This window comes from Staphylococcus sp. ZWU0021 (assembly GCF_000798895.1).
Classification (GTDB): domain Bacteria; phylum Bacillota; class Bacilli; order Staphylococcales; family Staphylococcaceae; genus Staphylococcus; species Staphylococcus saprophyticus.
Genome location: NZ_JTLN01000027.1, coordinates 706,655 through 728,926, shown reverse-complemented (window position 1 = coordinate 728,926; position 22,272 = coordinate 706,655). Strand labels below are relative to the sequence as shown.

General features: G+C 34.6%; 24 protein-coding genes. All 24 read left to right on the top strand.

Annotation, left to right across the window (positions count from 1 at the left end; translation table 11 throughout):
• The first annotated feature begins 27 nt into the window (after positions 1-27).
• Positions 28-342 (top strand): HNH endonuclease, encoded by a 315-nt coding sequence (locus tag L987_RS08910; protein WP_047504215.1) that lies wholly within the window; start codon positions 28-30, stop codon positions 340-342.
• Between the two features lie 122 nt (positions 343-464).
• A complete protein-coding gene (locus tag L987_RS08905; RefSeq protein ID WP_047504212.1) occupies positions 465-770 on the top strand; it encodes a P27 family phage terminase small subunit in 306 nt (101 codons plus the stop codon).
• A complete protein-coding gene (locus tag L987_RS08900) occupies positions 760-2,451 on the top strand; it encodes a terminase large subunit (protein ID WP_047504317.1) in 1,692 nt (563 codons plus the stop codon). Before L987_RS08905 ends, L987_RS08900 begins: the two co-directional genes overlap by 11 nt.
• A 7-nt stretch (positions 2,452-2,458) precedes the next feature.
• Positions 2,459-3,721 carry a phage portal protein gene (locus tag L987_RS08895; RefSeq protein ID WP_047504209.1) on the top strand — a complete coding sequence of 421 codons (1,263 nt, stop codon included), beginning with the start codon at positions 2,459-2,461 and terminating at the stop codon, positions 3,719-3,721.
• On the top strand, positions 3,678-4,451 hold the full coding sequence (locus L987_RS08890) for a head maturation protease, ClpP-related (protein ID WP_047504206.1): 774 nt from the start codon (positions 3,678-3,680) through the stop codon (positions 4,449-4,451). The genes L987_RS08895 and L987_RS08890 overlap by 44 nt, the downstream gene beginning before the upstream one ends.
• Positions 4,452-4,463: 12 nt before the next feature.
• A complete protein-coding gene (locus L987_RS08885; RefSeq protein WP_047504203.1) occupies positions 4,464-5,630 on the top strand; it encodes a phage major capsid protein in 1,167 nt (388 codons plus the stop codon).
• 69 nt (positions 5,631-5,699) lie between these two features.
• A complete protein-coding gene (locus L987_RS08880; protein WP_047504200.1) occupies positions 5,700-5,978 on the top strand; it encodes a head-tail connector protein in 279 nt (92 codons plus the stop codon).
• 10 nt (positions 5,979-5,988) lie between these two features.
• Positions 5,989-6,321 carry a hypothetical protein gene (locus tag L987_RS08875; RefSeq protein ID WP_047504197.1) on the top strand — a complete coding sequence of 111 codons (333 nt, stop codon included), beginning with the start codon at positions 5,989-5,991 and terminating at the stop codon, positions 6,319-6,321.
• Positions 6,318-6,728, top strand: coding sequence for a hypothetical protein (locus L987_RS08870; RefSeq protein ID WP_047504194.1), 411 nt, complete (start codon positions 6,318-6,320; stop codon positions 6,726-6,728). The genes L987_RS08875 and L987_RS08870 overlap by 4 nt, the downstream gene beginning before the upstream one ends.
• On the top strand, positions 6,725-7,120 hold the full coding sequence (locus tag L987_RS08865; RefSeq protein ID WP_047504191.1) for a hypothetical protein: 396 nt from the start codon (positions 6,725-6,727) through the stop codon (positions 7,118-7,120). The genes L987_RS08870 and L987_RS08865 overlap by 4 nt, the downstream gene beginning before the upstream one ends.
• Before the next feature lie 41 nt (positions 7,121-7,161).
• A complete protein-coding gene (locus L987_RS08860; protein WP_052190982.1) occupies positions 7,162-7,827 on the top strand; it encodes a major tail protein in 666 nt (221 codons plus the stop codon).
• A 70-nt stretch (positions 7,828-7,897) separates the two neighbouring features.
• Positions 7,898-8,125, top strand: coding sequence for a fibronectin type III domain-containing protein (locus tag L987_RS08855; protein WP_047504188.1), 228 nt, complete (start codon positions 7,898-7,900; stop codon positions 8,123-8,125).
• Between the two features lie 41 nt (positions 8,126-8,166).
• Positions 8,167-8,508 carry a phage tail assembly chaperone G gene (gpG, locus tag L987_RS08850; protein ID WP_047504185.1) on the top strand — a complete coding sequence of 114 codons (342 nt, stop codon included), beginning with the start codon at positions 8,167-8,169 and terminating at the stop codon, positions 8,506-8,508.
• Between the two features lie 50 nt (positions 8,509-8,558).
• A complete protein-coding gene (locus L987_RS13925) occupies positions 8,559-8,708 on the top strand; it encodes a hypothetical protein (RefSeq protein ID WP_047504182.1) in 150 nt (49 codons plus the stop codon).
• A gap of 15 nt (positions 8,709-8,723) precedes the next feature.
• The gene (locus tag L987_RS08840; protein WP_047504180.1) at positions 8,724-14,855 is read left to right on the top strand and encodes a phage tail tape measure protein; all 6,132 of its coding nucleotides are present in this window, start codon (positions 8,724-8,726) and stop codon (positions 14,853-14,855) included.
• Positions 14,852-15,682, top strand: a complete 831-nt coding sequence (locus L987_RS08835) for a phage tail domain-containing protein (RefSeq protein ID WP_052190980.1) — start codon at positions 14,852-14,854, stop codon at positions 15,680-15,682. Before L987_RS08840 ends, L987_RS08835 begins: the two co-directional genes overlap by 4 nt.
• Positions 15,683-15,690: 8 nt before the next feature.
• Positions 15,691-17,253 carry a prophage endopeptidase tail family protein gene (locus L987_RS08830; protein ID WP_047504175.1) on the top strand — a complete coding sequence of 521 codons (1,563 nt, stop codon included), beginning with the start codon at positions 15,691-15,693 and terminating at the stop codon, positions 17,251-17,253.
• Positions 17,246-17,467 carry a hypothetical protein gene (locus tag L987_RS08825; RefSeq protein ID WP_047504172.1) on the top strand — a complete coding sequence of 74 codons (222 nt, stop codon included), beginning with the start codon at positions 17,246-17,248 and terminating at the stop codon, positions 17,465-17,467. Before L987_RS08830 ends, L987_RS08825 begins: the two co-directional genes overlap by 8 nt.
• Positions 17,464-19,425, top strand: a complete 1,962-nt coding sequence (locus L987_RS08820) for a right-handed parallel beta-helix repeat-containing protein (RefSeq protein WP_047504169.1) — start codon at positions 17,464-17,466, stop codon at positions 19,423-19,425. Before L987_RS08825 ends, L987_RS08820 begins: the two co-directional genes overlap by 4 nt.
• Positions 19,426-19,428: 3 nt before the next feature.
• Positions 19,429-20,904, top strand: a complete 1,476-nt coding sequence (locus tag L987_RS13295) for a BppU family phage baseplate upper protein (protein WP_052190978.1) — start codon at positions 19,429-19,431, stop codon at positions 20,902-20,904.
• A 4-nt stretch (positions 20,905-20,908) separates the two neighbouring features.
• On the top strand, positions 20,909-21,265 hold the full coding sequence (locus L987_RS08810; RefSeq protein WP_047504167.1) for a hypothetical protein: 357 nt from the start codon (positions 20,909-20,911) through the stop codon (positions 21,263-21,265).
• On the top strand, positions 21,265-21,417 hold the full coding sequence (locus L987_RS13525; RefSeq protein WP_081979846.1) for an XkdX family protein: 153 nt from the start codon (positions 21,265-21,267) through the stop codon (positions 21,415-21,417). Before L987_RS08810 ends, L987_RS13525 begins: the two co-directional genes overlap by 1 nt.
• A gap of 36 nt (positions 21,418-21,453) precedes the next feature.
• Complete coding sequence (locus L987_RS08805; RefSeq protein ID WP_052190976.1) at positions 21,454-21,888, top strand: hypothetical protein; 435 nt, start codon at positions 21,454-21,456, stop codon at positions 21,886-21,888.
• Positions 21,872-22,261, top strand: coding sequence for a hypothetical protein (locus L987_RS08800; protein ID WP_047504164.1), 390 nt, complete (start codon positions 21,872-21,874; stop codon positions 22,259-22,261). The genes L987_RS08805 and L987_RS08800 overlap by 17 nt, the downstream gene beginning before the upstream one ends.
• Positions 22,262-22,272: the final 11 nt, after the last annotated feature.

Below are 22,272 nucleotides of genomic sequence, written 5' to 3'. Positions count from 1 at the left end.
GAGCTTAACTCATAAGGAGAATAGTAGATGACACGACACAACAGCATAAGACGACACGGTCGACTAAGCTATGAACATGATTGGTTCTATCATTCTAAAGCATGGAAGAAGCTAAGAGAGATGGCACTAGATCGTGACAATAACCTATGTCAGATGTGTTTAAAAGAAGGAGTAATAACTGATGCAAAGATTGTTCATCATATCATTTACGTTGATGATGATTTCAGTAAAGCACTTCAATTAGAAAATCTGATGTCTGTTTGTTATAGCTGTCACAATAAAATCCATGCGAATGACAACGACAAATCAAATGAGAAAAATATAAGAGTGATTAAAATTTAGATAAAAAAATATACAATATTTTTTATGCCCCCTACCCACCGACCAAAAAGTTTTTTCGCCGGGAACCGGCGGGGGGCAATCGCTCGCAACACGAATAAAAATTTCATGAAAGGGGGGTCAAGATGAAAATAACAAAACAAAAACTCAAACAATATTTAGACAACTACCAAGAATCCGACGATATGCTTATTTCTTTATATATAGAAACTTATGAATTTTATTGCAGATTACGAGATGAATTAAAAAATTCAGAGTTAATGATGGAGCATACAAACAAAGCAGGGGCGAGTAACATCGTTAAAAACCCCCTAAGTATTGAATTAACAAAGACAGTGCAGACCTTAAATAACTTGCTTAAGTCACTTGGGCTAACTGCTGCACAAAGAGAAAAAGTTGTACAGGAAGAGAGTGGTTTTGGTGACTATTAAAGTATTGAATCAACCTTCACCAAAACTGCTTACAACTTGGTATGCCAATCAAGTAGTACAAGGAAATATTAAAACGAGTATTTATGTAAGAAAAGAATGTGAAAGGCATTTAAGATACCTAGAAAAAGATAGTAAATGGGTTTTTGATGAAGAATTAGGTCATAAACCTATTCGTTTCATTGAAAAGTTTTGTAGACCGTCAAAAGGAAGTAGAACTAAATTGATTTTACAACCTTGGCAACATTTCATTATAGGTAGCATGTTTGGTTGGGTGCATAAAGAAACAAAGCTTAGAAGATTTAAAGAGTCGCTTATATTCATGGGGCGTAAAAACGGTAAAACCACGACTATTTCGGGTGTCGCCAACTTCGGTGTTTCACAAGATGGAGAGAATGGTGCAGAAATACATTTACTTGCCAACGTCATGAAACAAGCAAGACTTTTATTTGATGAATCTAAAGCAATGATTAAAGCTAGTCCCCAATTAAGAAAAAATTTCAGACCTTTAAGAGATGAAATACATTATGATGCGACTATATCTAAAATCATGCCTCAAGCTTCTGATAGTGAAAAACTTGATGGCTTGAATACGCATATGGGCATATTCGATGAAATACACGAATTTAAAGACTATCGATTGCTAAATGTAATTAAGAACTCAAGAGCTTCTAGATTACAACCTTTGTTAATTTATATTACAACAGCAGGTACGCAATTAGATGGACCACTCGTAGATATGGTAGAAGCGGGTCGTGATGTATTAGATGGCATTATTGAAGACGAACGTACTTTTTATTATTTGGCTTCTTTAGATGATGACGATGATATGAACGATCCTGAAAATTGGATTAAAGCTAATCCTAACTTAGGTGTTTCTATTGATATCGAAGAAATGAAAGAAGAGTGGGAAAAAGCTAAGAGAACACCAGCTGAAAGAAGTGACTTTGTCACTAAACGATTTAACATTTTTGCAAACAATGATGAAATGAGTTTCTTAAATCATGACACAGTTAAGAAAAACAATGAGGTAATAGCTTTAAACGAATTGGAAGGGCTGCCTTGTACTATTGGTTATGATTTATCAGAAACGGAAGACTTTACAGCAGCTGTTGCAACTTTTGCATTAGACAACGGTAAGATAGCTGTTTTAACTCATTCATGGGTACCAAAGCACAAGGTTGAATATTCAAATGAAAAGATTCCTTATAGAGCTTGGGAAGAAGAAGGTTACTTAACTATTCAAAACACACCTTATATCGATTACAACGATGTGTATGACTGGATTTTGAAAATCAACCAACATCATTCTGTTGAGAAAATAAGTTATGACAGAGCTAATGCCTATAAATTAAACCAAGAATTAAAGAACTACGGTTTTGAAACGGAAGAAGTAAGACAAGGCGCGTTGACATTAAGTCCGGCATTGAAAGACTTAAAAGAAATGTTTTTAGATGGCAAAGTTATCTTCAATAACAACCCCTTAATGAGATGGTACATAAACAATGTACAGTTGAAATTAGACAGAAATGGTAACTGGCTACCATCTAAACAGAACAGATATCGTAAAATTGATGGTTTTGCAGCATTACTTAATACTTATACAGATATCATGCATAAAGTAGTATCAGATAGCGGTGAAGGTAATATTAAATTTATTAGTGTGAAAGATTTGAGACGTTAGGAGGTGGATTAATATCGCAAATGGAAATTTTTTAGACAAGATCAAACAAAGACTAATCGATAATTGGGTAGACCAAACAACTAAAAAAATGTATGACTTCTCACCCTGGAAAAATAAGAACTTCTGGGGGGTGATTAATAATACGTTAGAAACAAACGAAACTATTTTCTCTGCAATAACAAAATTATCTAATTCAATGGCAAGTTTACCACTGAAACTTTATGAAAATTATAAAGTTGTAAATAATGATGTCTCAGAACTACTTACCGTTTCGCCAAACAATTCAATGAGTAGTTTTGATTTTATCAATCAAATAGAAACTTGCAGAAATGAAAAAGGTAATGCGTACGTTCTAATAGAACGTGATGTATTTGCACAACCAGAAAAACTTTATTTAATTAACCCAGATGTCGTACAGATGGCAATTGAAAACAATTCGAAAGAGCTTTTTTATATGATTCATGCAGCCACAGGTAATGAATTAGTAGTACATAATACTGATATGCTACATTTCAAGCATATTGTAGCATCTAACATGGTACAAGGTGTTAGCCCTATTGATGTATTAAAAAACACGATGGATTTTGATAATGCTCTAAGAGAATTCAATTTAGCAGAAATGCAAAAACCTGAATCCTTTATTCTGAAATATGGAACTAACGTTTCCAAGGAAAAAAGAGAAGATGTTTTAAGTGATTTTAAGTCTTTTTATGAAGAAAACGGGGGTATTTTATTCCAAGAACCTGGTGTAGAAATAGATCCATTACCTAAAAAGTATGTATCTGAAGATATGGTTGCCTCAGAAAACTTGACTCGTGAACGTGTAGCAAATGTATTTCAGTTACCTGCCGTGTTTTTAAATGCTAAAGGTGGTACAAACTTTACCAAAAACGAAGAACTAAACAGATTTTATTTGCAACACACGCTTTTACCTATCATAAAACAGTATGAAGAAGAGCTTAATCGTAAATTACTTACTAAAAATGATAGACAAAAAGGTCAATACTTTAAATTTAACGTTAAATCATTATTACGTGCAGACAGCGCTACACAAGCAGAAGTTTACTTTAAGGCTGTACGTAGTGGTTATTATGGCATTAATGAAATTAGAGAATGGGAAGATTTACCACCTGTTGAGGGTGGAGATAAACCCATGATTAGTGGAGATCTTTACCCGATTGACACCCCAGTTGAACAAAGAAATACAACGAAAGGTGGTGATAATAATGCCAACGGAAAAGAGTTACTTCCAAATCAAGAGAAAGACTGACACTAAAAGTGAAATCTACATTTATGGTGACATTGTCGGCGATAAATGGACTGATACTGATGTCACTGCTACTGACTTTAAAAAGCAATTAGACGAATTAGGTGAAGTTAATGAAATTGACGTTCACATTAACTCGGGAGGTGGTAGTGTTTTTGAAGGACATGCTATTTACAACATGTTGAAAATGCATAATGCAAAAGTGAATATCTATATAGATGCTTTAGCAGCATCAATCGCAAGTGTTATCGCTATGAGTGGTGACACTATTTTTATGCACAAAAACAGTTTTCTAATGATTCACAATTCTTGGGTTATGACAGTAGGTAATGCAGAAGATTTACGTAAAACAGCAGACTTATTAGAGAAAACAGACAGTGTTAGTAATTCAGCTTATTTAGATAAAGCAACAAACTTATCTACTGAAGAACTGAAACAGCTTTTAGATGATGAAACTTGGTTGACTGCTGACGAAGCACTAGAAATGGGATTTGTTGATGAAATACTAGGAGTTAATCAAATGGCTGCAAGTATTACAAAAGAACAATTCGAATTGTTTAAGCATGTTCCTGAATCTGTCAGTGAAGATGTTGACAAAATCACTGCTGTTGAGGATGTCGAAGATGAAAATACGGTTGAAACACCTAAAAAATCCATGTCCAAAGAAGAACAAGAACTCAGAAATAAAATAGCACAAGAGTGTGAAACTTTAAAAATAACAATGAACTTATAGGAGGAATATATAATGCCGACATTATATGAACTAAAACAATCATTAGGTATGATTGGACAACAATTAAAACAAAAGAATGACGAATTAAGTCAAAAAGCAACAGATCCAAACGTTAATATGGAAGATATCCAACAATTAGAAGCGGATAAAACAGGATTACAACAACGTTTTGAAATTGTAGAACGCCAAGTTAATGATATTGAAGAGAAAGAAAAAGCTAAAGCGCAAAAACAAGAAGGTGGAGACGCTTATCAATCTCTAAATGATGAAGATAAAATGATTAAAGCGAAAGCTGAATTCTATCGTCACGCTATATTGCCAACTGAGTTTGCTAAGCCTACTCAAGAAGCGCAACGTTTATTGCATGCTTTACCAACAGGTAATGAATCTGGTGGGGATAAATTTTTACCTAAAACATTATCAAAAGAGATTGTTTCAGAGCCATTCGCTAAAAACCAATTACGCGAAAAAGCTCGTTTAACTAATATTAAGGGCTTAGAAATTCCTCGTGTTTCTTACACATTAGATGACGATGATTTCATAACTGATGTTGAAACAGCGAAAGAATTACAAGTTAAAGGTGATACAGTTAAATACACTACAAATAAATTTAAAGTGTTTGCAGCTATTTCTGACACTGTTATCCACGGTTCAGATGTAGAGTTAGTTAACTGGGTAGAAAATGCATTACAATCTGGTCTTGCTGCAAAAGAACGTAAAGATGCTTTAGCTGTTAAACCTAAATCTGGTTTAGAGCATATGTCATTCTACAACAATGATATTAAACAAGTAGAAGGTAAAGATATGTATCAAGCGATTATCAATGCTTTAGCAGATTTACACGAAGATTACCGTGATAACGCTACAATCTACATGAGATATGTAGATTATGTAAGCATTATTAGCGTGCTTTCTAATGGTACAACTAACTTCTTCGATACACCTGCAGAAAAAGTATTTGGTAAACCTGTAGTATTCACAGATGCAGCTATTAAACCAATTGTTGGGGATTTCAATTACTTTGGTATTAACTACGACAACACTACTTATGACACTGATAAAGATGTTAAAAAAGGTGAATATTTGTTCGTGTTAACAGCTTGGTATGACCAAAGACGTACACTTGATAGTGCATTCCGTATTGCCAACGTTAAAGCTTCTGCTTCTTCACCCAGTTAATCCCCAAAATGTTGATGTGACAGCTAACTCAGTTTCAGCTGTTGTATCTGCCGAATAGGGGGCAAATAAATGGATATAGACAGAATAAAAACTTGGCTCAAAATTGAGTATGATTTTGAAAACGAAATGATTGAAGAAATTATTGAGTCTGCAAAAGTAGAATTACTATTAAGCGGTGTTCCAATGTATGAAAAAAATACAGTGGAATACTCTTTATACTGTACAGCAGTTAAATATATAGTAGCTAGAGATTATGAAAGTCGTGGATATACTAATGATCAATCTAAGTCTAAGACATTTAATGAGCGTGCATTACAAAGAATGATATTGAAACTGAAGAAATGGTGAGGTGGTAAAAATGGAATTTAATGAGTTTAAAGATAGAGTTTCATTTTTACAGTATTTTAATACAGGTCCTTATCCAGAAGATGAAGAAAAAGAGGAACTATATAGTTGCTTTTGTAAAATATACAGTTCATCAATGAAAGATTTGGAAATATTAAAAAGCACGGAATCAGCTTCAGGTTTTACAATTGTTATTCGAGATCCTATACCTCAATACCTACCAGATAATAAGCATTATATAAAGGTTAATAAACCTTTATATAGAGAGAAGTTGTTTAATATAGTTGATATACGCCTTAGTACACCGAATCCTGGTTATTTAACATTGGTACTAGCAGAAGCATGAGTGTAGAAGTGAAAGGTGTAGAATCACTTATTAATCAACTAGAAAGAAAATTTGGTAGAGAACGAATGCGTGAGGTCGAAGATGATGCACTAAATGCAGGTGGAGAGTTTTTCAAGAAGAATTTACAACATAATTTCAAAAGCTTTGAAGATACGGGTGCATCAATCGATGAAATGACTAAGACAGACCCGTTTTATAGTAAGAGTGCAAAGAAAGCACGTTCTATTTTAATTAAATGGGAAGGTCCTATGGACAGATTCAAATTGGTACATTTAAATGAACATGGTTATACAAGAGACGGTAAGAAAATTACACCACGTGGTTTCGGTGTAATCGCCAAAACACTCAAGCAATCTGAGTTTGCTTATCGACAAATAATAATGAATGTTTTGAGGGCAAAATTATGAATATATTAAAACTCATTCGAGAAATAATTATAAATGACCCTTTCTTAAAACAAGAAGTTGGTAATAGAATTTATTTTTATAAACCAACAGAAGTCGCAGATAAGAGTAGTAGTTTTATAGTTCTTAATTCTGTATATGATAACCCGTCTACTTTTGCATCAAATGATTATCTATCTGAAAATTGGTTGATTCAAGTAGATGTGGAAGCTTATACAGAACAAAAAGCAATAGAGGTAACTAAACGCATTAGAAGATTGATGTGGGATTTAGATTTAAAAAGTACATCAAGTCAATTAGATGACTATTTTAAAGAGACTAAACGTTACGTTAAATCAAGAAGATATGAAGGTATACCCAAAAATCAATATTACAAAGGTGACCGTGTCGAATAGATACGGTCTTTTTTATACAAAAAATTAGGAGGAATTTAATTATGGCTCAAGGACAAGGTTCTTATAAAGTAGGTTTTAAACGTTTGCATGTAGGTATTTTTGATTTAGAAGCATCAAAAGTAATCAAACGTATGATTTGGGAAAATGAAAACGGTGGTACGGTTAACATGAACATCACTGGTTTAGCACCAGAACTTGTTGACATGTTTGCATCAAACAAACGTGTTTGGATGAAAAAACAAGGTACAAACGAAGTTAAATCAGATATGGATGTATTCAACATTCCAAGTGATGACTTAAATGCAGTTATTGGACGTTCTAAAGACAAAAATGGTTCAGCATGGGTCGGTGAAAACACACGTGCACCATATGTAACTGTAGTAGGTGAATCAGAAGATGGCTTAACAGGACAACCAGTATACGTGGCATTACTGAAAGGTACATTCAGTTTAGATTCTATCGAATTTAAAACACGTGGTGAAAAAGCTGAAGCTCCAGAACCAACGAAATTAACTGGTGACTGGATGAACCGTACTATTGATGTTGATGGAACAAACCAAGGAATTGTCTATGGTTATCATGAAGGTAAAGAAGGCGAAGAAGAATTCTTCAAGAAAGTCTTCGTTGGCTATGAAGGCTCTGCACCTTCACCAGAGGAAGCAGAAGATATTACACCAACTTCTGATGGAACTGCTACACCCAAATAATCCCGAAAATGTGGAAGTAACAGCAAACACAAGAAGTGCAGTTGTTAATGCAAACTAGGGAGGTTAAATAATGACTGAGAAATTACAGGTATTAGATCAACAAGGTAATGTCGTTGGAGAATCAGTTCGTAATGATGATAGTTCATCAAAAGTTACTATCAACGATTTAAAACCGAATACAATATATGAAAAAGGTACATTTAAAGTAGTTCATGTAAATGATGATGGTACATCGGATTTAGTAGACGTACCAGAATTTAAAACAAAACCATCTCGTAAAAAAGCTAAGGCACAGTGATAAACTGTGTCTTTTTTATTTGAATAAAAGGAGACTAAATAATGATTAAATTTGAAATTAAAGACCGTGAAACAGGTAAAACAGCAACTTATTCAAAAGAAGATATAACGTTGGGTGAGGCCGAACGTTTCTATGAAACATTAGAAAAAATGGATAAAGAAGCAGAAAAGAAAAATGCTAAAAGCGCCGACATAAGAAAAATAGAACGCGATTATTTTGTAAGCTTATTTGCTGATCAAGGATTAACAGAAGAAGATATCTTGAAAAATATGTCTACTCGTCAATATTCAAAAGTATCGGATGCTACATTTCGAGAAATCAAAGGCGAAGATGAAGAAGGTTCAGAAACTACATCAAATGAAACGGGAAAGACAGAAGAATAACTACAATAAAAGAGCTTTTATCGAGCTTTAAAGATATACAAAAATATTGTATGGAAAAGTATGGTTGGACTCTTACAGAAGTAAAGTCACAACCTTATTTCCCATTGTTGGAGTTACTTAATGATGATGAAGAATCTGAACAAGAAGATGAAGAACAAGAAGTCATAACAGGTTCAGCACTTAGAAACTTATTCGGATAGGAAGGAGGGAAATAAATGGATGAAAAACTACAAGGCCTTACCATTGAGTTAGGCTTAGATCACATGAATGTTGATGAAGGTCTTAAAGGTTTGAAGCGACGTTTAGGTTCAGTTAACAGTGAAATGCGCGCTAACTTATCTGCATTTGATAAGTCTGAAAAGTCTATGGATAAATACAACACTAAAATCCAAGGACTTAATCAAAAGCTTAAAGTTCAAAAGCAAATGTTCAATCAAGTTGAAAATGAACTAAAAGATGTCAATTCGAATTTTGTTAAGGCTAAAGAGCGTGTGTCTGGTGTAGAAAAAGCTTACAAGCAATTAACTGAAGCTAATAAGAAGAATAAAAATGCCTTAGATCGTTCAACAGAAGCCCTAAAAACTTCCAATGCTGAACTTAAAAAATCTGAAAATGCTTATAAACGTACAAATCAAAGTAAGCAGAAAGCCTATGAGAAGTTAAAGCAACTTAGACAAGCAGAAAAAGATTTAAAGAACTCCAATCAAGCCACAACAGCACAACTCAAACGTGCATCAGATGCCACACAACGTCAAGCCAATAAACATAAAGAGTTAGTACAACGCTATAAAAACGAAGGCGCAGAAGTTAAAAAATTAAAAGAATCAAATAAATCTTTAGCTGCATCGAATACCAAAATTAAATCTACTTATGATAAAACAAACGCTGAATTGAAACAAACAGAGAAAGAGTTCAATAACCTTAATTCAACAATTAAAAATCATAGTAGTAATTTATCTAAAGCACAAAATGCAGTTAATAACGAACGTGCTTCGTTAAATAATCTCGAACGTACTATTAGTAAGACCAAAAATGAAATGCAAGCTTTTAATAAAGAACAGTTAATTGCTAATAGTAGTTTTACTAAAGCCGCACAACGTGCTGACGACATGGGTACTAAATTTAATAATGTTGGATCTAGCATGAAAGGCATGGGGCGTTCCATGACAGTAGGTGTAACAACACCTATCACTTTAGGGCTTGGCGCAGCAATCAAGAAGAGTGCAGACTTTGAACAACAAATGTCTAAAGTCGGTGCTGTTTCACAAGCAAGCAGTAGTGATTTAAAAGCTATGTCAGCTCAAGCAGTTGATTTAGGCGCTAAGACAAGTAAGTCCGCATCAGAAGTAGCAGAAGGAATGAATGAACTTGCTCAGTTAGGCTTTAGTGCTAAACAAGTAATGGCAGCAATGCCAGGTGTTATCAGTGCAGCAGAAGCAAGTGGTGCAGATATGGCTACGACTGCTACTGTTATGGCGTCTTCTATGAATGCTTTTAATATTAAAGCGAGTGAATCAGGACACGTTGCAGATATGTTAGCAACAGCAGCAAATGACAGTGCAGCAGATATTAGTTACATAGGCGAAGCACTTAAATATGCTGGTACTCCTGCACATTCACTTGGTGTAACAATGGAAGATACTTCTGCAGCAATTGAAGTTATGTCTAATTCAGGACTTAAGGGTGAACAAGCTGGTACTGTACTTCGTGCATCATTTATCAGATTAGCAAAACCAACTGGACAAGCCGCAGAGAAGATGAAAGAAATGGGTATTCATTTATCTGACAGTAAAGGCAAATTTGTTGGTATGGGTAATCTGATAGGTCAGTTTAAAACTAACTTACAAGGCATGACTAAAGAACAAAAGCTTGCGACCGTATCTCAAATTGTAGGTACAGAAGCTGCAAGTGGTTTCTTATCACTTATTGATGCAGGACCAACGAAAATTAATAAATACAGTAAATCCTTAAAAAATTCAGACGGTGCTAGTAAGAAAGCTGCAGACCAAATGAAGAAAAACCTTAAAGGTGCTTTAGAACAACTTGGTGGTGCTTTTGAGTCACTAGGTATTCAAGTTGGTAAAGACTTAACACCAATGATTCAAGCAGGTGCTAAGGGTCTACAACATTTCGTTGAAGGTTTTAGTAGTTTACCTGTTTGGGTGCGTAAAGGTGCTATTGGTTTAGGATTATTTGCAGCAGCAACAGGACCCGTACTTCTTGCAACAGGGTTAGTAATTGGCGCAGTTGGTAAAGCTGCACAGGGCTATGCATCATTAAATAGACAGATGGCAGTCAATACTGCTGAAGCAGCAGTTAATGCCGGTGCTAATAAAGCAGCCGCAGGATCACTTGCAACTACAGGTAAAGCGACTAAAGGTCAACAAGGTATGTTCGGTAAGCTGGGTAATATGCTATCCATGACTACAGGACGTTACGGCAAATTAGGAAAAGTTGCTAAGTTAACAGGTGGTATTCTCGGAAAATTAGCATTACCTTTAACAATACTTACTGCTACATTTGGTATTGCCTATGCCAAAATGGATTGGTTCAGAAAAGGCATTTCAGAGATGGGCAAATTGTGGAATCAAACAGTTGGTACAATGGATTTCTCATGGGTTGGAAAAGTTGGAAAAGGCTTAGGTAAAGCTTGGGATGGAGTGAAAACTGTATCTGCTAAAGTATTAGAAAACACAGTACAGTTTAAACTTGTAAAAGGTAGCTTTGATATGTTGCATAAAGCCATATCTAAAACTACAGATAAGACAGATGTTTTTGGTAAAGGCGTTTCAAAAGGGACTAAGAAAGCACTTAGTGCTTATAACAACTTATCTGAAAAAGCCAAGACTAAACTTGAAGAAATTCGAGTTAGTCATAAAAAAATTGGCGATAAAGAGTTTAATCAAATCAAAGGCTTATATGGAAACATAAATCAAGAAGTTACAAAACAACTTGATAAACGCCATAACAGTGAAGTCAAAGGTCTTACTAAAATATTTAATGCAACAAGCGGTTTATCTAAAAAAGAAGAAGCTAAAATACTAGAACAAACTAAATCGAGTAATCGAAAAGAATCTAGCCAAGCTAAAAGAATTAATGAGCAAATACTAGGAATTTACGCTAGAGCTCATAGAGAAAAACGTTCTTTAACTAAAAAAGAAAATGATAAAATCGCTAAACTACAAACTGAATTAGATAAGACAGTAGTTAAATCTTTATCTAAAGGTGAAGTAGAGCAGAAAGCTATCCTTGAAAGAATGAAACAAAATAAAGGTAAACTTTCTATGCAAGCTGCATCTAACGTTATTAAAGAAAGTGCTAAAGAACGTGACACAACAATTAAAGACGCTAAGAAAAAGTATAAAGATACTGTAGCTGAAGCTGTTCGTCAACGTGATGAAACTGGAACACTTTCTAAATCCCAAGCTGATAAAGTAATCAAAGATGCTAAAAAGCAATATAATGAGTCTAAATCAAAAGCTAAGAAACAACATAAAGATGTTGTAGATCAAGCACTGAAACAGAATCACGGAGTTAAGAAAAATATTGATGCTCAAACAGGCCACGTTAAATCTAAATGGGAAGTTATGAAAGATTCTTCTATTGGTGGCGCTAAGAAAATTGCTAAGAACGTCGGTAAATGGTTTAAAGATACCCATAATGGCACTAGTAAATGGTGGGGCAAAATTGGCAAGAAGGTAGGAGATAAATCCAAAGATGCCTATAATGGTGCCAAAAAGTGGTTTAGTAAAACTAAATCCAATACCGTAAACAATTCTAAAGATGCCCATAATGGCAGTAATAAATGGTGGTCTAAATTAGGCTCTAAGATAGCAGGCAAATCTAAAGACATCTTCGGAAGTGTGAAAAAATGGTGGGGTAAAACTAAATCTAACACTGTAAACAATTCTAAAGATAGTCACAACGGAAGTAGTAAATGGTGGAACAAATTAGGAAGCAAAATTGCAGGCAAATCTAAAGATATATTTGGTAGTGTGAAAAAATGGTGGGGCAAGACGAAATCCAATACCATTAATAATTCTAAAGATAGCCATAATGGTACAAGCAAGTGGTGGAATAAAATTGGTTCTAAAATAGCTGGTAAGTCTAAAGATATATTTGGAAGTGTACGTAAATGGTGGGGTAAAACAAAGTCTAACAGCTTAAATAACTCCAAAGATACACATAGCGGCACAAGTAAATGGTGGAACAAGATTGGCGATAAAGTTTCAGGCAAATCCAAAGATAGTTTCAACAGCGCAAAAAAATGGTTCGGTAAAATGAAAGACAACGTCAAAGATCGCTTATGGAATATGTGGGATAACGCTAAGAAAAACTTCGGAAAAATCGCTGATGAAGGCGAAGATAAATCCAAGAAAACACACGGTAGTTGGAAAACCTGGTTAGGTAAAACTTTAGACTGGATTAAGAACATTAAAAAAGATTTTGGTTCAGCTGCATCAGACCTAGGTAAAACAGTGGCCAATAAAGCAGTAGATGGTCTGAACGGTATGATTGGCGGTATTAATAAAATTGCTAAAGCGATTACCGATAAAACACTAATTAAACCTATACCACATTTATCAACTGGTACTTATGATGGAACGTCACTTGCAACAAACAGTGATGGCGGATTAAGACAACCAACACTTGCAGTTGTAAATGATAGAGGTCAAGGTAATGCACCAGGCGGTGGAACACAAGAAGTAATTGAACGTGCAGACGGTTCACTTTATGCACCTCAAGGTAGAGATGTAGTTATCGGATTAGGTGCAGGAGATAAAGTCCATAGTGCAACAGATACTAAACGTTATCAAGATATGGGGTTGCTTCCAAGATTTCATAGCGGTACTAAGAAAAAGAAAAAAGATGACCCACTTGGTAGTATGATAGCTGACAAATTTAGTGACGTTGCAGGAGGATTTAAAGAAGGTGCTTCTAAAACTGCACATGGAATCAAGAAAAAAACTGAGGATGGTTTAGAAAAAACAACAGAAATGGCCAAAAAAGGAGCAGCATGGCTAGGAGATAAAATAGGCGATGTTTGGGATTATGTTTCAAACCCTAAAAAGCTAGTTAACAAAGTTATGGATAGCATGGGTATAGATTTCGGAAAAGGTGCAAATGCTACTGTTGGCATAGCTAAAGGTGCTTACTCAAAACTAAAATCCTCATTAGCAGATAAAGTTAAGTCTATGTTTGAAGAATTTGGCGGGGAAGGCGACGCTTCATGGTTATTCAAACATGATATATGGCAAAGATTCGGTAACTATACTGGTGGTTTAACCTTCAATGGCGGTAAACACTATGGCATGGACTTTGGTATGCCTACAGGTACTAATATATATGCTGTAAAAGGTGGTATTGCCGATAAAGTATGGACTGACTTTGGTGGAGGTAATTCAGTACAAATCAAGACAGCTGCAAACGAATGGAACTGGTATATGCACTTGTCTAAACAGATTGCTAGACAAGGTCAAAGAATTAAAGCGGGACAATTAATTGGTAAATCAGGTGCTACAGGTAATTTTGTACGTGGAGCCCATCTACACTTCCAATTAATGCGTGGTGGCCATCCAGGTAATGACACTGCAGTTAATCCTGAAAAATGGTTACATTCATTAGAAGGTAAAGGCGGTGACAACTCAGGGCCAAAAGCAGTTCAAGCTTGGAGACCAGAAGTAATGAAAGCATTAGGTTTAGCAGGCCTTCCACAAACTGCAGCATATGCAAATGCTTGGTTAAGACAAATCAACACAGAATCAACTGGTAATCCAAAAGCAGTAGGACCTGGCAGTTCAGAAGGTAACCCTAGAGGATTAGTACAAGTTAAACCTGGTACATTTAATGCATTTAAGTTAAGTGGTCATGGCAATATATTCAATGGACTTGATAACTTAATTGCTGGTATGAGATATGCTAAAGCAACATATGAAGGAAGAATGCTAAGACAAATTGGTGTAGGCGGTCCTTACGCTAATGGTGGTATGGTTACTAAACATCAAATAGCTGAAATTGGCGAAGGCAACAAAGCAGAAATGGTTATACCACTTCATAGAACTAAACGTACTAGAGCTATTCAATTAATTGAACAGGCTATGAGCTATGTTGGTATGAACAAAGGTAAAACAGAAGTTACAGTTAATAATGATAATACAATTGTGGAAAAGTTACTGACTAAAATTGTCAATTTAAATGATAAAAACAATCGATTAACTGAAGCAGTTATTGATGTTATTCAAAAATTGCCTAAAGGGACTGACTATAAAAGTACAGAAAAGATAATATCTCAAATTCAAGGTGAAAGAAGTGCTGAAATAGCATACATGAGAGGTGGTACTGTTTGATAACACATGGATGGTTAAAATTAATTAAACAAGAAGGCACAGTTGATGTTCAGGAAGAAATTCCTGGACTCATTTTTTTAGAAGCAAAACCAAGTTATCCGGTTCAAACCAATAATAATGTGAAAATGAACGGGATTGACGGTGAAATTCCAGGAGCAATAACTTATGATCCTTTCAATTTAGTGGTCAAAGTTGGTTTTGATGGTGTAGATGTTATTGATGTTGATTTATTAGAAGAAAAGTTAAGGGGCCTATTCAATACTAGACAACGTTATTATGTATCGACTTCTCAAATGCCTGCTAAAAAATATGCGGTAGATAATCCAGTAATATCGGCAGAATATTTAGGTACATCAGCAGTTAAATTCGAAATCACATTCAACGTTTACAAAGGATATTCCGAATCGCTATACAAGACAGACCAATTCAGTTTAATGTCTGATAAATGGCAGTTTGAAGGCGGATTGATTCCTGACGAAGAAATAACTTTTAAACATACTAGACAAAAATTCAAAATTTACAATGGAAGTACTGATACAATCAATCCACGCTTTCATTTTTTGAAAATATGGATACGCTGCAATACAGAAAAGAGTTTTAAAATTGTTAATAAAACCACTGGAGATATTTTTGAATTCAAAGGAACTTTAAAGAAAAATCAAAGTTTGGTATTAGATGGTGTTTATCCGTATTTAGATTTGAAGAGATGTGGAAGACTAACAAATCATGGGGTTATCTCTTTAGCACCTGGATTCAATGATTTCGAAGTGTGGGGGACTTTATCTAATTTCGAAATAGAATTTGTGTTTAATTATATTTACAGGTAGGTGAGGATATGGAAGATATTATAATAAGCGATTTTCAAGAAACTGTATCTGAAATTCTTACCGATTTTAATATTGACTCTTTCTCGTATGAGTACGAACGCAATAATACACGTCAAATATCATTTACAGCATTCAAAACTTCCAGAAATGAAGATATTTATAATCTTTTGCAGAATGAAGCATACCTTGATTACCAAGGTCAGAGATACATCATTAAAAGCAGTACAGCATCGTATGACGGTTTAATTCAAACTAAAGAAATTGTAGCCAGTCATATCATGTTTGAATTTCAGAATCATTATGTTAGCAAAGATATATCGAAAGAAGCATTAAATGATGAAAACTCAGAAAACAAACCACAACAGCTGAGTTTAAAAGAGTTTTTAGATTTTGCCTTTAAAGATAATAAATTAGGCTTTTCTTATGAAATAATCGGTAAATTCAATAAATCGGTGTCCATTGAAGAATTAGGCGGCAAAAACGGGATTGAATATATTGTTGAGGGTGCAGAATTATTTAATTACATTTATTTCGCCGATAATAGGAAAATATACTTTTATGACGATCACTCTTTCTACCAATTAACAGAAAAGGTAATTCGATACAAATATAACAATGATTCTGTTAAAGCTTCGATTGATACACGTGATTTGAAAACAGTCGTTAAAGGATATGGAAAGAAATTAACAGAAAAGGACACTAAAAACTATACTCCTATCAAACCACCTCAACTATCATATACAGGAACTTTTATTAAAGAAGGAACATGGCGTACCGAACAAATCGGTGCGTCTTTTTCATACACATTGAACTGCAAATACGGTAATGAAACGATTATATTCAGTTTGAAACGTATGAGCAAAGGCGGAGTAGTTCAAATCTATTTTGATAATAAATCTCTAGGAGAATACAGCTGCTTCAGTAAAACGGCAAACATACAAAATATCACTCTGAAAAAGGGAGCGGATAAAGGAAAGCATACAATAAAAGTTGTTTTCAAAGGTCCTAAAGACAAAATAGATTATAAAAAATCGAAACCTTGCATGTATGTAGGAACGGAAAAAACAACAGTTATTAATACAACTGCCAAATTAACCGGCGAACAATTGTACAGTACAGTTTATGAGCATAAATCGAGTAATTACAGCATATTCGGAAGACGAGAAGCACCAGATGTATTCGATGATAATTCCAGCGAACTGTCAGACCTTAAAAAGACCATGTTGAAAGAGTTCAAGGATTCTCCTGATATTGACTTAGAAATCAATTATGTAGGCAATGAATCTATCGGAGAAAGAGACAGTATTTGGTTCATTCATGAAATTATGGGCTTTGATTCAGAATTGAAAGTGGTTCGATTAAAAAAAAGCCACCCGTTAAACAAAGTGCCTGATGAAATTGGATTCAGCAACAACCAAAAAGATATCGTTCAAATCAATAACTCGATTACAAACAAAATAAAAAATGTCAGTAATGCATTGAACAGAGTAAAGCTCAACAATATTTATAGTGTCCAACCATTAAAGTATCAAACAGGTTCGATTGTAGGGAGTGTAATTATAGATGAGTAAGGCAATAGACATTATTCGTGAAGTCAATGAAGAAACAGGCGATGAATACTTTCCACAAACACACGTGGCTGCTGTTATCGGGGTAGAAGATTTGATTGAATCTTATATCTCAACAGATGTCATTATCAAATCGCCTTCCGGAAAAAAGTTCAAATTAACAGTAGATGATGAAGGCGTATTAAGCACAGAAGTATTGGAGGGAATGAATATATGATTAGATTGAAAAGAAATTTAAGTCCATATTTGGATTCGACTTACAGAAATGAAAATATCAGTAATTTCGACAAAATCGAATTCTCGCATAACGGACTGGTTGAAGATTTTATGTTTCACAAACTTGAACAAGTCAAAGCACATTCAACAAATCAGATAGACCATAGAGGTTCAACATTAGAAGAAAAATTAGCGAGACAAGACGGAAGAATATCCAACATTGTCAAAGGCGAAATTGATGACCCCGGTTCAGAAATATTGGATTCCAGAGTATCAATGGACGGCAAAAGCCATGATGTACTTTACGATAGATTAGAACATGATTTTGACTATGTGAAACAAGAAATCAGCAGAGTTGAAAATAAATTTGTAAATATCAACTTTGAAGAATACAACGCGGATAATACAGGAAGAACCGATGTATCAAATCAATTGCAAGATGCGTTGGACCGTATCAAACAGGCAAAAGGTGGACGTTTGTTCATACCTGCGGGGAGTTATCTTATTCACCAACCGTTAATTGTGTATAGAAATACTACTGTTGAAATGGATAATAACGCAACTATTTTAAGAGGGAAAACAAACGAGTTGTTTATGAATGCTAAATACACTGATGCTTACGCAGGCTATGAAGGTAATGGCAATATTCATTTCAAAGGTGGTACGCTAGATCATAACTATGAGCAATTAGACAAATATCCTGACGTTGAAGCGAATATGGTTAATTTAATGCACGCTCAAAATATAACTTTTACAGACGTTCGATTTAGAAATACATTATCTTATCACTCTATTGATGCAAACGGTATACGTAATTTGAAAGTATCGAATTGTATTTTTGAAGGCTATATTAATAAAACGACACAGACCATGAAAGAGGCAATACAATTATCAGAATATGTTGCTGCAAGTATCGAAGGGGAAGGCAAGTTTGATGGTACTCCTTGCCAAGATGTTATTGTCACAGGCTGTACCTTTAGACCATCTGACATATTAGGGGCACCTGATGTAGGCGTAGGAAATCATTTAAGTGTGCACAACATATGGCAATCTAATATCACAGTTACACATAATGTTTTTAACGGATGTAAAGGTGCAGGCGTCAGACCTTACAAGTGGAAAAATGTAAGGGTAGAAGGTAATACGTTCGAAAGTTGTGCGGAAGGTGTCCGTATTTCATCAGTAGGTGGATTAGATAAGAGTGCGAGTGACATTAACAACGTACCAAGTGAACAACCACAATCAGGTGAAATGTACTTTATTAATGGTAATATTTTCAAAAATTACTCTAAAACAGGAGTTAGTGCATTTGGACAACAATATAATGACTTAACAGCTAAAGTATTTAATATTCATATAAATAATAACGTTTTTGATTGTGACAACAACGACAAAGGGGAAGCTGTAAACCTTAATCTATGTGCAAATGTTCATATCAAAGATAACTCGTTTAATTACGGTTATAGAGGTGTCCGCCATACAGGGTGTGACACCTTATTTATTGATAAAAACTATTTCAACAACGTTAAAACAGAAGCGATATACAATGAAATATCACAATATACAGGTTATGCAGCATTTGCAAGACACATACACATTACAAGTAATTTAATCAATGTCACAGGCCGTAACGGTATATTCATACAATATGCGAAAAACTTTTTCGTTAGAGATAATACCGTAACGAATACCAACCAACAAACGGAAGATGGCAACCCTCGAGGTGGTATTTATTTAGCGTATTGTGAAACGGGTGCAGTAGAAGGTAATCACTTATGGGGTGCTGATAAAGACTTCGCCATTCGTTCCGTAGGACAAAAAAATACAACTGTGTTCAACAATGGTGGTTCAGGTGGCGTGTATGTAGATGGCACAGACAACGAAAATTCATCAGTCATTGGTTATAACAATGTAAACGTGTCTAATGAAATAACTAAACTCAAAACGAAAGGTGTGTAATGTATGGTCAATTATGAAAGTGCACCTAACAAAAAAGCAAAATTAGTTTTAGAAACAACAGCATTTAGGCAAAGTAGAAGCGACTTAAATGTCGCTTTTTCTACTGCTGATAAAGATACAGGGGTGTTCGAATTTACAGTTACACAAAACGGCAAACCACTTCTTTTAGGAGATTCTAATGTTAAAACAAGCATCGTCTATGTACACTCTAATGGTTTAAGTATTAGAGAAGATTTAGATATTACAGACGGTTTAAACGGTAAAATATCAACACTTGTACCTAATGACATTTTAAGTAGTCCAGGTAAAGTTACGTCTCAAGTTTACGTAGCTGTAAAGGGTAAAGAAGCAATCGTTGCTGAACGTATATTCAGTTTTACGATAGAAAAAAGTTTAATGTGGGAATTTGATGCTGAAACGAAATTAAATTACATCATTGAATTTGATGAATTAGAAACGTTAATTAAACAACGTATTTATAACATTGAGCAAGCAATGAAAAATCAAGAAGATTACGTAGCGAAGATAGACCAAGCGCGTGATAAAGGATTATCTGACATTGAAATTGCTAAGACAAATAGTGTTAAGGAAATTAATGATTTAGCAGACACAAAGTTGAATGAATTGACTACAAAGTCATCACAATACGCATCAGATTTGAATAACATCAATGATAGTATGCAAGGGAAAATAGATAAATTTAATACTGATGTTCAGCCAAGTAATTATGTAAAACAAACAGATACTACGAATTGGCAGAAATATGCTTTCACAGATAGCACAGGTAAACGTCAATATTTAGGTACATTATCTAAAAGTGTGCATACATTATCCGCAGGCTTTTATGAAGCTATCATACCAGGTAATAATACATTCGATTGTCCGTTAGATCCTGGTGGTGCAGAAAATTCATATTTTGCAGAAATCAATGTAACTGAAGGGAATAGCAGCAGAAAAGTTATCGAACTAATCCACAGTGATTTAAATATTGTATATCGTAAAACAATCCACACAAATGGTGTTCCAAGAGATTGGAAAAATCCTACGTTAAACATGGAAACAACACAAGGTGCGCAAAGTAAAGCTGATACCGCTTTGACTAGTGCAAAAGCCTATGCTGATAGTAAATTTTACGATACAGGTTGGCAATCTCTACCACTTATGAGTGGGTTTGTTAATGATGATTCTCTAGGCTTTTCTGTATATCGAATAAAAAATGATATTTGCGAAATTATTTTCAACATGAAAGTAATGAAGGACATTTTAAGCACAGGCTCACCTTTCCTAACATTACCAGACCAATATTTACCTAAATATGCTTTCAGTTTTCTAGCGAGAACAAACGGAACACTAGGTAAAAACCCTGTCAAATGCAGTTACGACACAGTAAATAAAATTTTCAAAGTATGGCAAGACAATAATAATACAATGGCTATAGGTGATTACATCTACGGTCATTTAACTTACTTAGTGGGGTGATTAGATGTATAAACAAGTTTTCGATTATAACGGGAAACCTTTTTTAATTAAAGCTGATGATGAAGGTGTATTAGATGAGGAAGATTTAAAAGCACAAAATCTGTATCAATATACAGAAACAATGCCACCTTATGATTTATACCCACCTAGACAGTTTGATGGTGAGAATTGGCATGGTGCTTCTGAACAACAATTTCAAGATACAAACCAACCACCATCTGTAGTGCCTAGTCAGTTAGAAATGATAGTAGCCAAATTACAAATTCAAGTTGTGAAAGGTAACAGTCAACTTAAAGAAACAGAAAAACAACTAGCTAATGCTTTAATTGAAATTTCTAAATTAAAAGGGAGTGTTGAATAATGTGGCCGACTTACGAAAGTATTAAATGGTTTTATGATATAAACGCTTATACAAATGAAGATATAGCAACATATGTAGAGTTAGGGGTAACAACTAAAGAGGAATACGCCAAAATCACAGGAGAGGATTATCCAGAAGAACCACAGGCTTAGGCTTGTGGTTTTTATTTTATAGAAAGTGGGTGACGCATGAAGAATAATATGAAACAACTTAATTTAACAGAAACATTAGCTGTTGTACTTCTATTCAGTCATGGTTTTCGTATTACATGGCGAGGGGTATTCTGGGTAAAGGAGCAAGAGAGTGTACTTAATGATTCGCCATTTTACGTTGCTTTAGATCATTTGATGCATATATGGATTTGGGGGGCCATATTGATACTGTGCGGACTTATTACTATATCAAGCAGTATATTTGTCACAAGTTATCGCTACAACAACATATGTGCTACATTACTTTTTATTAGCGGTCTTGGCTCATTTGTGGCTTACATGTTTTTAACAAGTGGCAGTATTTACCACTCTATTAACTGGCTAACGACAGTACAAATGGCGATTATGGCCGGGACAAGTTTTGTATTGTGTATTGTAGGCGGGGTGAGTCTATTTGGCAAACGAAAATAATAGTATCTATGTTTTGAAAAAAGACTGGGAAAAGAAAAATGAACAAATAGATGAAGACATTAAAAACAACACTTTAGCAATCAGTGGTTTAAAATCTGAAATTGAAAAAAGCACGATATATGCCAAACAATCCTACGAAGTCCAAAAAGAAATGGGTCAAGATGTGAAAGAGTTAGCAAAGGAAATGAGAAATCAAAGTACAGATGTAATAAATTTAACGAATAAAGTGAATTATCATGATGATAAAATCAAGGGTATTCAAGGTACGATAGATGAAAAGCAAAAAGGCAGTGTGCAAATCATCGTCGCTATTATTGGCGTTTCAGGCGTTATTGTTACAGCTGCCGCAGCATTTTTACAACACTTATTCTAAAGTCGGCACAT

What these genes read in the sequence shown, in the direction of transcription:
- L987_RS08910 (WP_047504215.1), top strand. Translation starts at nt 28, where the DNA reads ATGACACGACACAACAGCATAAGACGACACGGTCGACTAAGCTATGAA.
- L987_RS08905 (WP_047504212.1), top strand. Translation starts at nt 465, where the DNA reads ATGAAAATAACAAAACAAAAACTCAAACAATATTTAGACAACTACCAA.
- L987_RS08890 (WP_047504206.1), top strand. Translation starts at nt 3,678, where the DNA reads ATGCCAACGGAAAAGAGTTACTTCCAAATCAAGAGAAAGACTGACACT.
- L987_RS08885 (WP_047504203.1), top strand. Translation starts at nt 4,464, where the DNA reads ATGCCGACATTATATGAACTAAAACAATCATTAGGTATGATTGGACAA.
- L987_RS08880 (WP_047504200.1), top strand. Translation starts at nt 5,700, where the DNA reads ATGGATATAGACAGAATAAAAACTTGGCTCAAAATTGAGTATGATTTT.
- L987_RS08875 (WP_047504197.1), top strand. Translation starts at nt 5,989, where the DNA reads ATGGAATTTAATGAGTTTAAAGATAGAGTTTCATTTTTACAGTATTTT.
- L987_RS08870 (WP_047504194.1), top strand. Translation starts at nt 6,318, where the DNA reads ATGAGTGTAGAAGTGAAAGGTGTAGAATCACTTATTAATCAACTAGAA.
- L987_RS08865 (WP_047504191.1), top strand. Translation starts at nt 6,725, where the DNA reads ATGAATATATTAAAACTCATTCGAGAAATAATTATAAATGACCCTTTC.
- L987_RS08860 (WP_052190982.1), top strand. Translation starts at nt 7,162, where the DNA reads ATGGCTCAAGGACAAGGTTCTTATAAAGTAGGTTTTAAACGTTTGCAT.
- L987_RS08855 (WP_047504188.1), top strand. Translation starts at nt 7,898, where the DNA reads ATGACTGAGAAATTACAGGTATTAGATCAACAAGGTAATGTCGTTGGA.
- gpG (WP_047504185.1), top strand. Translation starts at nt 8,167, where the DNA reads ATGATTAAATTTGAAATTAAAGACCGTGAAACAGGTAAAACAGCAACT.
- L987_RS13925 (WP_047504182.1), top strand. Translation starts at nt 8,559, where the DNA reads ATGGAAAAGTATGGTTGGACTCTTACAGAAGTAAAGTCACAACCTTAT.
- L987_RS08840 (WP_047504180.1), top strand. Translation starts at nt 8,724, where the DNA reads ATGGATGAAAAACTACAAGGCCTTACCATTGAGTTAGGCTTAGATCAC.
- L987_RS08830 (WP_047504175.1), top strand. Translation starts at nt 15,691, where the DNA reads ATGGAAGATATTATAATAAGCGATTTTCAAGAAACTGTATCTGAAATT.
- L987_RS08825 (WP_047504172.1), top strand. Translation starts at nt 17,246, where the DNA reads ATGAGTAAGGCAATAGACATTATTCGTGAAGTCAATGAAGAAACAGGC.
- L987_RS08820 (WP_047504169.1), top strand. Translation starts at nt 17,464, where the DNA reads ATGATTAGATTGAAAAGAAATTTAAGTCCATATTTGGATTCGACTTAC.
- L987_RS13295 (WP_052190978.1), top strand. Translation starts at nt 19,429, where the DNA reads ATGGTCAATTATGAAAGTGCACCTAACAAAAAAGCAAAATTAGTTTTA.
- L987_RS08810 (WP_047504167.1), top strand. Translation starts at nt 20,909, where the DNA reads ATGTATAAACAAGTTTTCGATTATAACGGGAAACCTTTTTTAATTAAA.
- L987_RS13525 (WP_081979846.1), top strand. Translation starts at nt 21,265, where the DNA reads ATGTGGCCGACTTACGAAAGTATTAAATGGTTTTATGATATAAACGCT.
- L987_RS08805 (WP_052190976.1), top strand. Translation starts at nt 21,454, where the DNA reads ATGAAGAATAATATGAAACAACTTAATTTAACAGAAACATTAGCTGTT.